Genomic DNA, 12,941 nt, shown 5'->3' with positions numbered 1-12,941 from the left:
ATGTTTAACCCTTCCAACGAAACGCATTTCAGCCTGACCGTCGAAGATTACGTCGGTGACCTGCAGGTGCTGTCGTTCACCGGCACCGAAGGCATCAGCCAGCCGTATCGCTTCGACCTGGAACTGGTCAGCGAAAACCCCGACCTCGACCTCGAAAAGCTCCTGCACAAGCAGGCATTTCTGGCGTTCGATCCGCAGGGTAGTGGCATCCACGGCCAGATCTACCGTGTCGCCCAAGGTGACGCCGGCAAACGCCTGACCCGCTACAAAATCTCCCTGGTGCCGCACCTGCAATACCTGCATCACCGCACCAACCAACGTATTTACCAGCAGATGTCGGCGCCGAAAATCATCGCGCTGATCCTCGACGAACACGGCATCAAGGGCAACGCCTACAGCTTCCAACTGAGCCAGCCCTGCCCGGACCGCGACTACTGCGTGCAATACGACGAAACCGACCTGCACTTCGTCCAGCGCCTGTGCGAAGAAGAAGGCATCCACTACCACTTCCAGCACAGCTCCAAAGGTCATCTGTTGGTGTTCGGCGACGACCAGACCGTGTTCCCGAAACTCGGCCAGCCCACCGCCTACGTCCAAGGCAGCGGCATGGTCGCCGACGAACCGGTGATCAAAGGTTTCAAACTACGCCTGGAAACCCGCACCGGCCGCGTCACCCGCCGCGACTACGACTTCGAAAAACCACGCCTGCAACTCGAGTCCGCCTACAAACCCGAGGCGCAAAGCGACGCGCCGGACCTCGAAGACTACGACTACCCCGGCCGCTTCATCGACCGCGCGCGCGGCAAATTCCTCAGCCAACGCGCCCTAGAACGCCACCGCGCCGACTACCGCCAGGCCGAAGGCCACGGCGATCAAACCCGCCTGATCAGCGGCCACTTCCTGGAAATGTCCGACCACCCGCGCACCGAGTGGAACGACCTGTGGCTGCTCACCGAAATCTTCCACGAAGGCAAACAACCGCAAGTCCTCGAAGAGTCGGTGACCAGCGACACCACCGACGACAAAGACGACTTCCACCAGGGCTACCGCAACCGCTTCCTCGCCACCCCGTGGGACGTGTTCTATCGCCCGGCGCTGGAGCATCCGAAGCCGCGTGTACTCGGCAGCCAGACCGCTATGGTCACCGGCCCCAAAGGTGAAGAAATTCACTGCGATCAATATGGCCGGATCAAGGTGCAATTCCACTGGGACCGCGAAGGGTTGGCTGATGACAAAACCAGCTGCTGGATGCGCGTCTCATCGAGCTGGGCCGGCGATCGTTATGGCGCCATCGTCATTCCGCGTATCGGGATGGAAGTGCTGGTTACCTTCCTTGAAGGGGACCCCGATCAGCCGCTGGTGACCGGTTGCCTGTACCACAAGGAAAACCAGGTTCCGTACGAATTGCCGGCGAACAAGACTCGCACCGTGTTCAAAACCCTCAGCTCACCGGGTGGCGGCGGGTTTAATGAACTGCGGATTGAAGACAAGAAAGGCGCGGAGCAGATTTTCATCCATGCCCAGCGGGATTGGGATGAAAACATTGAGCATGATCAGAAGATTCGCGTGGGTAACGAACGCCACGACACGGTTGTGAAGAACACCTACACCGAGCTGAAGGCTGAGGAACATCGGACCACGATTGCGGATCGCAAGACTGAAGCGCGGATGGATGACCACCTGACGATTGGGCAGAACCAGCATGTGAAGTTGGGGACTGCGCAGCTGACTAGCGTTGGGAAAGAGATTCATCTGAAGGCTGGGGACAAGATTGTGATTGAGGCGGGGATGGAGCTCACCGTGAAGGCGGGTGGGAGCTTTATCAAACTCGACGCTGGCGGGATTACGGTTGTTGGGCCGGTGGTGAAAATTAATGCCGGTGGGTCTGCTGGAAGTGGGACGGGGATTGGGATTAAACCGCCGGTGCTGCCGGGGGCTGCGGATAAGGATAAGGCGGGGAGTTTGATGGATCAGGCGTTGGGGAATGCGAAGCAAGAAACGAAACCAGAAGTGGATTACCCATTCTCCCTGTGAAGTTGGTTTCTATGGATCTGAAATTGAATATAAATGGATCATATCAATGTTAATTAGCCCTCCTTTTATTCCCGCGCCGGTCGCCAATGAAAGTGATGAGAATTTTCTTAATCGCGCTATGGTCTGCGGAGAGCCTGGAAACGGTGCATTTCCAATCAGTCATGATATGGGGTGGCATGGTGGAGTTCATCTCACTGCACCCGTTAGTGCGAACGTCCATTTGCCCGTACGTGCAATTGCTGACGGAGAAGTCGCTTATTTCCGCCCTGCATCTGAGCCAAATAATGTCTTGACGCATGCGCAGAACTACGGTGGTGGATGGACCGATAATGGTTGCTTGGTGATAAAGCACGAGACGGAAATTGGTGAAAATGCCGAAGCTAATGTGGTTTTTTATTCAATTTACATGCACCTCTCTACCATCACGCTAGCGGGCGTTCACGTAGGGCAGCATGTTAGTCGGAAAGACGTATTGGGCCGGGCCGGAAGTGTCTATGGCGTCTCGAACAAAATACATTTAGAAATTATTTGTAGTCAAGATCAAGTTTCTAAGCTGATAGGAAGAAGTTCTGGAGCTACTAGCACCGTAAGCGATGGAAGGACAGATAGCTGCTGGGGGGATACGCACTTTTATGTGCCTCCGGAAGTTGTTTTTTACGCAGGTAGGCCGGAAAACCCAAGAAGTCCAGATAATGCGTCAGCAATTGTGCATCGTCCGGAAGCCGCTTACTTTGTCCGGATGAGTCTTAATCGAGGACAATGCACGCTGACGACGTTTGACGAGTTAGGTGTGCAACTAGGTACACGGGATGAAGCGCAAGACTACGAGTACGAGTTATATAATACTGCATGCAATCTATACCCGCAGAGTCCAAGCGCAGGTTATGAGCTTCTAAAATTTGGCAGGATTTTGGGGCCTGCTCAACTTCAACCCGCGGATGCCGCGCATTGGCGGCAGGTTGCATACGCAGGGGGAGTTGGGTGGGTAAATCTCAACAGTACGACTGTCACCGTTTATAGTGACTCCGATTTTCCACATTGGCTGGGTTGGAAACTAGTAGAGGATGATACTAATGGTGATGGGCGGTGCCAGTCCCAGTTTATAATTAACCTTTTGGGGCTGCCGGGAGTACCGAGTAAAGCAGAGCAGCGTAATGAATGTAATGCTGTCGTTGCACGCCCTGAGAGTCAGGAAAAATTGAAACGGTTGGTTTGTAAATTTCCTAGCGAATGGATAAGAGGAGCATTTGAAACTCGCTTCAACTGGCTACGCGATGGTGACGCTCCTATAATGGGTGCTGATAACTTCCAGAGGTTAAGAGCGCACTATGAAGCTTTGGCGTTTTGGGAAGATGCAAGCTTGACCGGGATTGATTCTGAACATTGGCACTTTTCTCCTAAAGAGTTTATTTCTGTTTTTAGAAAATGTGGTTGGCTGAGCTTGGAAGAGATAGTTAGTACGTTCCCTAAGCACATGTTTTATCATATAACTGGAAATCCAAGAATTGCATATACGGATAACAATGCAATTTATACAGTTACAAAAGCTACTGCGCGAACTAGGGTTTCAGCACATAGGGTAGAGCTGAATAAAACAATAAGAAAATATCTTGGTGGAGATAAAAAAAGGCTAGCAATATTTTTAGCTCAAGTACTGCTTGAAACAGCTCAGTGGAGAAATCTCGCTGGGGCGAGACGTTTGATGCATGAGTGGGGGTTTGGAGAGTACAACGCGAATAATCCGGCGACCGAGTTTTATACCATTTTTTATGGTCGAGGGATCATGCAGTTAACATGGGCTGGAAACTATAAGTCCTATGGGGAGTTTCGTGGGTTGGCAAATCATGCAGGTGCATATGCAGAACGTCGTCAAGGTATCCACCCGCGGTTAACTGCAACTTCCACACATTACAATCAGAACCCGTCAGAGGGGGGTACCCTTTCTAGGTGGGCTCCGAGATATGATCCGGATCTAATAGGCGAGAACATTTATGAAGCTTGTGACTCTGGAGGTTTTTATTGGGTGTTCAGGCCATTCTCTCTAGGAATTAATATAAATCGAATCTCCGACAGAGCGTACTCGGCAGATAACACTGGATTTGTGAATCGGTTGGTTAATGGTGGCGGCAATGGGTACTACGAGAGGCAGGCGTATACAGCTTTTATGCTCCGCAAACTCACGGATAGTACTGAGGTTGGATCTCAAGTAAATATTACAGCAACAGATAAAGCTACTGTTCGAGCAAATTTGTTATCCGCGGAGTGATGAATATGAGAAGCAAAAGTTTTTATGCGGTACTTGTTTTTGCGTTTTGGAGTGCTGTGGCGTTTGCTGAGCCTATACAGTTTGAGCCAGAAAAGCGAGTGGCGGTAACGCTTGTGCCTGACAAGACGGACTTAACTGTTACGGTGCAAACAAAGAAGGGTTCCAAGGATAGGGTGATATCGTTTCAGACAGAAAAAGTTATGCATGTTGAGGTGGGGGATTATAACTTTGACGGCTTTCAGGATTTTTCAGTTTGGTATATCGATGATGGAATGGGTACGTATTCTATTCATCGAATTTTTGTTTATACTCCAAAAGATTCATCTTTTAAAGAGTTGAAGTCTGCTTGCGGTGATGAGTTTCTCAACCTTAAGGTGAATAAGGAAAAGAAAGTTCTGCGTAGCATGTACTATAAAGGTAATGTGCCTACTTTATGCATCACCAAGCCCTCGCGTAAATAATTTTAAGGAAGGGGTGGATTTGTTTGTAGGGCTTTAAGTGGTCTGCCCCTTTTTGCCAAAGGAATAGCGGTTCCTATTTCAACGAAAAGAGGACTGATTTATTTATGAGGGTGGCAGTTTTTTGAGTGAGCGACATGGATTGTATTTTAAAAAGATACGGCTTCAAGGCGGCTCTGATGGGCGCTGTTGTGCTGAGCCTGTTCCTGGAGGGCGCGGATGCGTTCGCTGAAGATCAACCTTGCCCGTTCGACGTGCCTCAAACGGAACTGAAGGTTGCAAGCTGCGTTCAGGAAGGGGGCATTAACATACTAAAGCTTGTGCCCCTTAACCAACCGGACTACGCCAAAAACTTCGATAATCTTCCCACCGTCATTGTCACTGGGAAAAATCTGCAGGACATTTTTGCGGTTGTCGGAATCGACAATACAAAGCGCTACAACAAGCTGATCGATCTACCTGATGCTGAATCAATTATGGAGTTTTCGGACGCTGCGGCGACAGCCAAAGCGTCAATGAAGCAGCAAGGCTGGAAGCTGCTGGACATGAAAAACGTCATTTATCCTGGCCCGGGCGGTGTTGAAGGGTTCGGATTAATCTGCAACACGCTTCAAGCAGAAACCACGAAGGGCTTTGTCGTTGTTTCTCAGTGCAACACCTTTTATGAAAACGAGAGGTCAAGTCTGAAAAAGATCCTTTCCAGGATCACCCGCAGCAAAAAGGAGACGGATTTATTTGTAAAGTAGGTTTGGCTTTCGATAAATAGACATGTCCAAATTTTTTAAACTAAATGGAATTAAGTCCTGTGGTTAAAAATATAATTTTCTTGGCATGCTCCGCATTTTTTGTATTTGGCGTCGCTACCGTTCAAGCAGAACCGTTCTATTCCGCGAAGATATTACAAGCCGACTATTCTGCGGCCCCTAACTTGAGACTGCTAATTAGAATTCAAGATGTAGAAACGGGAAGTGATGAGCCGAGCGGCTCTACTCGAGCGGACTGTATGCGTGGTAGCAAGTCAGCCGCACAGCCTGGGCCAACCCCTTGCTTTTCTTTCGAACTAGATGAGGGGAATGGAAATGTCAGTGTTTTAAAGCAGACTCTGCTAAATGATCCGCAACGGGGAAGCGACCCAATTTATATTGAGTTGTTTTACAAGTCGGAGCAGGCAAAAAATCAATATGGGTGGTTTGATAATAAAACGGTCAAGCTAAGAGTTGATGACAATAATGGATTGAATAACTGGGATGCGGATCTATCTCAGAGTTTACCTCAAGTCAAAATAGTGCGAGAGAGCGATATTTATCAGTTGGTTTTGGCGGATGCGGATGCGCTGCTTAATTCGGCTTACCATGATAAGGCAAATCGTTTAAGTGACGAAAAAAGAAACGCGTTTCGTGAGGTTCAACGAGCTTGGATGAAGCTTCGGGATCTCGAGTGCGTAAAGTCTATATATGGTGAGCAATCTGCTAGTTGCTTGATTCGTGTGACCCTTGATCGTGCCAGGCAAATCGCGGTTGCTCCGCCATCAAAGTAGCTGAAATAAATTTAAAAATAGGTATGTTCTATAATCAAGGATTGAAGACAGTGAAATGCTTTGTTTTAGGGTTAACCCGCGTGCTAATCGCGTTCTCGCTACTGCCGGTTTCGGCCGCGTTCGCCCAAGACGACTGCAGTGAAATCAGCTCTAGCTCGCAGGTTGTTCCGTGTTCCGAGGCTGCAAAGAATTCCGCCGATTCTCAGTTGAATACGAGCTATCATCAACTGATGGCAAGGCTTGAATCTCAATATACAGTTGACCCGAAATTAGGGGTGGAGTATTCGACGCGGGTAAAGGAATCCCAGCGTGCATGGATCAAATTACGGGATACGAATTGCACCGTAGAGGCGTTCGAGATTGAGGCAGCCAAGCCTGCTCATGTGGCGGTTGTGAACAATTGCATTGCAAAAATGAGTCGGGAGCGTTCGGCTTATTTGGACGGGATCGCGCCTGAGACTGTGGGCCGTTCAGGCAGTGGGGGCGGGGGAAGTGCTTCATGTCCATCCTCGGACTTCGCGCAGTTTCTGCCAGCGTTTTCCGCCAATGCCGAGTCCCAGAAGCGCCTAACCGCACCGGCGGTAAAAATACTGGTGTTGAAGCGGACCTCGGACCCTGGTCGATTTGAACCTCAAATTACTGCTGAGACAGGCTCGAGTTTGGCGTTTCCGTTGATGGCTGCGACGGAAGGCAAGACTGAAGGGGTTGAGATCGAAACGGTCGACGACACTCACATGAACGTTGTGGATAAACGGGCCGGTAACAGCAACATCAAGATTTTTAACTTTGCTAAAAAGGCGTGCTGGGCGCTTGTGGGGATTGAGGATTGGTCAATCAGCGAGAAGGAGCTTGTCGCACCCGGTAGACCCGGAATGAGCCGCGCCGAGAACCTCTGTTATCAACGTGCTGAGGGTTTGGGTGGGTTAGGGTTTCTTGAGCAATACCGTCTGACTAAAGAGTTGATTGAAGCGTCCCTGGAAAACTATGTATGTGCTGCAGAGTCGGGTGATCCACAGGCGAGTCTGTCGGCGGCACGCTTGAGTCTTTCGCAGATGGCACCTCAGTTGGAAACCAGCAAGCTTGAGACATTGTTCAAAGCGGCCTCGACGCTACCGAACGGCGCGTTGGGTTATGCCACGTATTTTTGTAACGGTAATTCCACCGATTATAACGGCCCTTGCCTGCACCCCGAGAAGGCAGAAAGGGAAGTTATTCGCGCGGTTTCCATGGGCTCCACAGATGCGATGAGCTATCTGGGTTCTTCTTTTGAAAGTGGCCAGTTGGGAACGAAGGATCTGTCCCGGGCGCTGGCCTGTTATCAGTTGTCCGCTGATAAAGGCCACCCGCAGGGTAGCGATGGCGTGAAGCGCTTGGTTTCGCAAGGCTCAGACATAAAGGCCAGTCACTGCCTGTGAATTTCGCTGTGCAGATATAAACGTTGAAGAAGGGGACGTTAAGCCGGGCGATCGTATTGAGGCTCGGTGTGACTTTGGTTCAGCAAGAAGGGGGGGCGCGAAGCCCCCCGCTCTCTATTCGCGAAGTTGCTACGCCTTCACCCGATGCTCCGCCGGATCCGGCGAATCAATATGGTCCAGCGCTCGCTCCACTAACAGATGCACACCGACCGCCATTCTGCTGAGTGCCAGTGCGACGGAGCGGCGTGAGCCTTCTACGCTGTCGGCCAGGTCGGCGGCGATGGCGCTGATGGACAGCAGGTCTTCTGAGGCGTTGGCCAGGATGGTTTCGGTGTGGAGGTCGGGAGCGACGATGAAGAGATCGCCATTGCGACGTGTGGATTTTTTATCAGGAGGTGTGCCTAGGTGAAGATCGAGCGCGCGTTCGGCGGCTTCGTGGAGCTTTTTGGAATCGAAGGATTCGTAGGGGGATGTGTCTTCGTGTTCTGGAGGATTGGGTGTTGGCTTGATCATTGGTATGTCCCGATATGTGTTTTGGATGTGGCTGTGTCCTCTTCGCTTGCATTCGAATAAGGGTGGCAGCCGTGCGCAGGTGTGCAAGACCGGGCATATCGGACCCCGGCAGACCCCAAAGGGACCTCCCACGCACAGCCGCCATAAATCATTTACAGCGAGCATGAAAACGCTCGATGTTCGGATTGGCGATTGTGCGGCGATATGTACCGGACTTGCACGTCCGTGTCACCGTTTTTGCGGTAACGAACAAAGACTATCGGTGAAACCTAAGGCTGCCTAGTTCACGAACAGCACCGCGTGTTGAAGGAAATATCCGATGGACTTGAGCGTAGAAAGATCAAAATATCCTCGCTTTTAAACAGTTGGTTTCGTCAATGACTTGGTAGTCATCAGCGTCAAAAAGGCCAGCATCTTCTTCTAACGTAACCAGACAGTGGCGTTCTTGCATGAAGCCGTTACACTGCGCCGGCCGTTCATTTTCCTTTTGAGGCTGTGCGCATGAAATTTCGTTTTCTTCTGTGGATGCTGGGTTTGTTGATGGGTAAGGCCAGTCGGACTAATCCTGCGTTTCAGCAGCAGTTGGGTGACAAGGAGTTGGTGTTTCAGCTACAGACCCTGGACGGGAAAGTGGCGCGGCATTTCTTTGTTAAGGATCAGCGCATCACCAGCAAGTCCGGCGTGTATGCCGAGCCTGCGTTTGCGATTGCCTTTAAAGACGCGGCATATGGCTTTGCCACAATGCAGGCGAAGAACAAGCAGTTGGCGTTTATGACGGGGATTCAGGACAAGTCGATTCAGATCAGGGGCAACCCGGCGCTGGTGATCTGGTTCCAGGGGTTGACCAAGTATTTGAAGCCTAGGAAGGCGAAGGCTAAGGCTTGAGAGTTGTGTCCGGTTTATGAAGGGGCTTTTTGTGGCGAGGGGATTTATCCCCGTTGGGCTGCGAAGCGGGCCTGAAACCTGAGATCCCGGTTTTATCTGGCACACCTCTTTGAATGGGTATGCGACTGCTGCGCAGCCGAACGGGGATAAATCCCCTCACCACAGGGGGTGTGGTGATTCAGGTAGACCGGGGTGGATTCTTCGCGAGCAGGCTCGCTCCCACAGGAATTAGGCGACCTCTGTGGGAGTGAGCTTGCCCTCGATAGGTTTTAGGCCTGGGTGAATTGCGAAGCCAGTTCGCGCAGCAGCACTTCAGCTTCGAGGACTTTGCTGACGACGTCGTTGGCTTTGTCGCGAGTCAGGCCGACGCGTTCCAGCAAGGCATCCGGGATGTCTTCATCCGGGCCGGAGCCGATGCCACGGCTACGCAGCAAGCGCACAGCCAGGCACACGAGGTTTGGGTACTCGGCGTAATCGCCGTCGTAGCCCGGGTCGTGCTGGAAGCGCAGCGCCGTAGCCAGTTCTTCGGGCATGTCCCAGTAGCGCATCAGCCACGAGCCGATCTGTTCACGGCTGATGCCCAGCAGGTGTTGCTCGACGTAGCTGTGGCACAGGTGCGGGTTGACCTCCAGGTGGCGGCAGATCAGCGAGAAGTGCGGCGGGAAGACGTGGGCCAGTAGCAAGTAGCCGAAGTTGTGCAGCAGGCCGGCGAGGTAGGTCAGGCCGGCTTCCGGGCGCTGGGCGCGCGGCATGGCGCGGGTCAGGCCTTCGATGACGGCGGCGGTGTAGATCGATTGCTGCCAGTACGGCGTGGTGTGTTGCGGATGGTCTTTTGGCAGGCTCAGGGTTTTGCCCAGGGCCAGGCCCAGCGCCAGGTTGATCACCAGGTCGAAGCCCAGCACCCGCACGATGGCGTCTTCTACTGAGCGAATCTTGCCAGGTGAGGCGTAGTACGGCGACGCTGCCCAGCTCACGACTTGTGCGGCCAGGGCCGGGTCGGTTTCGACGACGCCGGTGATGTCGTCGATGGTGGCGTTGGGATCGACGCGCAGTTTGATGATCTTCTGCGCGGTCTCGGCCAGCGGCGGAATCTCGATGGTCTCTTCCAGGCGTTGCTGGATGCGTCGTGCGGTGAACGCTTGAACGGCCTGGGTGATTTCCTCGCGGTCATCGTGAGGGCGGTCGAGGTTCGGGCGAATGCTGATCAGCGCTTCGCCAAAGTTGGCGGCGCTGGCCTTGGTCAGCATGGTCTTGAAGTCTTCGCTGGTGATCTCCAGCAACACGCCCGGCTCGCCCGAGTTGATCAGCAACTTCGGCTCGCGCAGCAGGCTTTCTTCATACAGGCACGGTGAGCTGGTGAGCGCCGGCATGCCGGGCAGCAGGCTCAGGTTGTGTTTGCCGAGCATTTTTACCAGGCGTTCGGTGGACACGGCGGTGAGGCGGCGGCCGGTCAGTTCGGCGAGGCGATTGAGGTCCAGCAATTGGCTCTGCGGGAACAGCACCATGAGCGTGCCCACGGCGTCATCAAGCAGAACAGCCTGCACTTTGCGTGCGGCGTTCAGGCCGTGATGGTCGAGGACTTCTTCGTAGGCGATACCCAATTTGCCCAGCATCAGCCGAATAACCGACGGAGCGTGCGGGGAGGCGGGTGCGAGGGCAACTTCGGTCATGGTCTGTATCCGTTTTAAAACAATGGCAGGAGTATAACCAGCTTGCTCAGGACGGTGGTTCAGAAACTGCGACGGTGCTCACACTTGGCCGTATTGCTGCCCATGACGTAACCAGCGGTCGAGCAGCGGGCTGACGTGATCCGGCCAGCGCTCCAGCAGCGCCTGGGCGGCGTCGCGCACGGAGGGCAGCAGATCGGCGTCGCGCATCAGGTCAGCGACCTTGAATTGCAGCAGGCCGGTTTGACGCGTACCGAGCATTTCGCCGGGACCGCGCAGTTCGAGGTCTTTTTCGGCGATGACAAACCCGTCGTTGGTTTCGCGCATGATGCCCAGGCGCTGACGACCGATCTGTGACAGCGGTGGATGGTAGAGCAGCACGCAATGGCTGGCGGCGCTGCCTCGACCGACGCGACCGCGCAATTGGTGCAGCTGCGCAAGGCCAAGGCGTTCGGGGTTTTCGATGATCATCAGGCTGGCGTTGGGCACGTCGACGCCGACTTCAATCACCGTGGTGGCGACCAGCAGTTGCAGGTTGCCGGCCTTGAATTCGGCCATGACCGCGGCTTTCTCGACGGGCTTCATGCGGCCGTGGATCAGCCCGACCTTCAGCTCGCCGAGGGCGGCGGTGAGGTCTTCGTAGGTGGTTTCGGCGGCCTGGCAAGTCAGCTCTTCCGACTCTTCGATCAGCGTGCACACCCAATAGGCCTGACGGCCTTCAGCACAGGCGCCGCGTACCCGCTCGATGACTTCGACACGCCGGGTGTCGGTGATCAGCACGGTGTTCACCGGGGTTCGGCCGGGCGGTAGTTCGTCGAGGATCGAGGTGTCGAGGTCGGCGTAGGCGCTCATGGCCAGCGTCCGGGGAATCGGTGTGGCGGTCATGATCAGCTGATGCGGACACATCCGCCCGCCAACACCTTTCTGCCGCAACGCCAGCCGTTGCTGCACGCCGAAGCGGTGTTGTTCGTCGATGATCGCCAGCGCGAGGTTTTTGAACTGCACTTCGTCCTGGAATAGCGCGTGGGTGCCGACCACCATCGGTGTGCCGTTGGCGATCTGCTCCAGTGCGGCCACGCGGTTCTTGCCTTTGAGCTTGCCGGCCAGCCACGCGACTTCGATGCCCAGCGGTTCGAGCCAGCGCTTGAAGGTGATGAAATGCTGCTCGGCGAGAATCTCGGTGGGCGCCATCAGCGCCACTTGATATCCGGCCTCCAGCGCTTGCAGTGCGGCGAGGGCAGCGACCACGGTTTTACCCGCGCCGACGTCGCCCTGAATCAGCCGCAACATGGGCTCGTGCTGACTGAGGTCGTAGGCGATTTCGTTGCCGACCCGTTGCTGAGCACCGGTCGGATTGAAACCGAGGTTGGCCAGATACTGGGCCGGTAGCTTGCTGGCTTTCGGCATCGCTGGCGCGCGCAGGGAGCGCATGCTCTCGCGCAGACGCTGCTGGGACAGTTGATGGGTCAGCAGTTCTTCGAAGGCCAGACGGTGCTGCGCCCAGTGATGACCGAGGGCGAGTTCGTCGACGTCGGCATCGGCCGGCGGGTGGTGCAGGTAGCGGATCGCATCGGCCAGCGGCGCCAGTTGATAGTCCCGCGCCAGTTCATTCGGCAGCCAGTCGGGCAGGCTGGTGGGGCCGAGCATCGTCAGTGTTTGCATGCACAGTTGGCGCAAGCGCTGTTGAGTCAGGCCTTCGGTGAGCGGGTAAACCGGCGTCAGGGTTTCGTCCACCGGCGGCGGCTCGTCGCCGGTGATGGCGCGGTATTCCGGGTGATAGATCTCCAGCCCCGACGCACCGGGCCGTGCTTCGCCGTAGCAGCGAATGCGCGTGCCGCGTTTGAGGCCTTCTTTCTGGGCGTTGCTGAAATGGTAGAAACGCAGGCTGAGCCCGCCGGTGCCGTCCTGCAGGCGCACCACCAGGCTGCGGCGGCGGCCCATGACCACATCGGCGCCGCTGACGGTGCCTTCGATCACGGCGTCCTGGCCCGGTCGCAAATGGCCGATCGGGACCACGCGCGTGCGGTCCTGATAGCGCAGCGGCAAGTGGAACAGCACGTCCTGGAGATTCTCCAGGCCGACCTTGGCCAACTTCTCGGCCATGGCTTCGCCGACACCCTTGAGTGCCGTCACCGACACTTGCGACAACTCGGTCATGGCAGCGAC

At 54.6% G+C, this 12,941-nt stretch carries 10 protein-coding genes; 7 read left to right on the top strand and 3 right to left on the bottom strand.

Going from position 1 to position 12,941, the window contains the following annotated elements; genetic code table 11:
- From tssI to KGB23_RS01125, 6 genes are all read left to right on the top strand, one after another.
- On the top strand, positions 1–2,034 hold the full coding sequence (gene tssI, locus KGB23_RS01150) for a type VI secretion system tip protein TssI/VgrG (RefSeq protein WP_223429584.1): 2,034 nt from the start codon (positions 1–3) through the stop codon (positions 2,032–2,034).
- Positions 1,985–4,300 carry a M23 family metallopeptidase gene (locus KGB23_RS01145; protein WP_223429583.1) on the top strand — a complete coding sequence of 772 codons (2,316 nt, stop codon included), beginning with the start codon at positions 1,985–1,987 and terminating at the stop codon, positions 4,298–4,300. Before tssI ends, KGB23_RS01145 begins: the two co-directional genes overlap by 50 nt.
- 5 nt (positions 4,301–4,305) lie before the next feature.
- Entirely contained in the window at positions 4,306–4,761 is a 456-nt protein-coding gene (locus tag KGB23_RS01140; RefSeq protein ID WP_223429582.1) for an XAC2610-related protein, read from the top strand.
- Between the two features lie 125 nt (positions 4,762–4,886).
- On the top strand, positions 4,887–5,504 hold the full coding sequence (locus KGB23_RS01135) for a hypothetical protein (RefSeq protein ID WP_223429581.1): 618 nt from the start codon (positions 4,887–4,889) through the stop codon (positions 5,502–5,504).
- 257 nt (positions 5,505–5,761) lie between these two features.
- Positions 5,762–6,295, top strand: coding sequence for a lysozyme inhibitor LprI family protein (locus KGB23_RS01130; RefSeq protein WP_223429580.1), 534 nt, complete (start codon positions 5,762–5,764; stop codon positions 6,293–6,295).
- Positions 6,296–6,345: 50 nt separating this feature from the next.
- Complete coding sequence (locus KGB23_RS01125; RefSeq protein ID WP_411741479.1) at positions 6,346–7,710, top strand: lysozyme inhibitor LprI family protein; 1,365 nt, start codon at positions 6,346–6,348, stop codon at positions 7,708–7,710.
- A gap of 129 nt (positions 7,711–7,839) precedes the next feature.
- Here KGB23_RS01125 and KGB23_RS01120 read toward each other — a convergent pair whose 3' ends face one another.
- On the bottom strand, positions 7,840–8,223 hold the full coding sequence (locus tag KGB23_RS01120; RefSeq protein WP_223429578.1) for a DUF6124 family protein: 384 nt from the start codon (positions 8,221–8,223) through the stop codon (positions 7,840–7,842).
- Between the two features lie 501 nt (positions 8,224–8,724).
- Here KGB23_RS01120 and KGB23_RS01115 point away from each other — a divergent pair.
- Positions 8,725–9,108, top strand: coding sequence for a helicase (locus tag KGB23_RS01115; protein WP_223429577.1), 384 nt, complete (start codon positions 8,725–8,727; stop codon positions 9,106–9,108).
- A gap of 269 nt (positions 9,109–9,377) precedes the next feature.
- Here the strand turns inward: KGB23_RS01115 and KGB23_RS01110 are convergent, their stop codons facing one another.
- Positions 9,378–10,778: an aminoacyl-tRNA deacylase and HDOD domain-containing protein gene (locus KGB23_RS01110; protein WP_223429576.1), complete on the bottom strand. Its 1,401-nt coding sequence runs from the start codon at positions 10,776–10,778 to the stop codon at positions 9,378–9,380.
- 78 nt (positions 10,779–10,856) lie between these two features.
- Positions 10,857–12,932, bottom strand: coding sequence for an ATP-dependent DNA helicase RecG (recG, locus tag KGB23_RS01105; protein WP_223429575.1), 2,076 nt, complete (start codon positions 12,930–12,932; stop codon positions 10,857–10,859).
- Between the last annotated feature and the right edge of the window lie 9 nt (positions 12,933–12,941).

Origin of the sequence: Pseudomonas sp. GL-B-26 (genome assembly GCF_019947405.1) — a bacterium.
Taxonomy (GTDB): Bacteria; Pseudomonadota; Gammaproteobacteria; order Pseudomonadales; family Pseudomonadaceae; genus Aquipseudomonas.
Note: the sequence above shows the minus strand (reverse complement) of the source record. Positions and strands in the feature narration are given on the sequence as shown.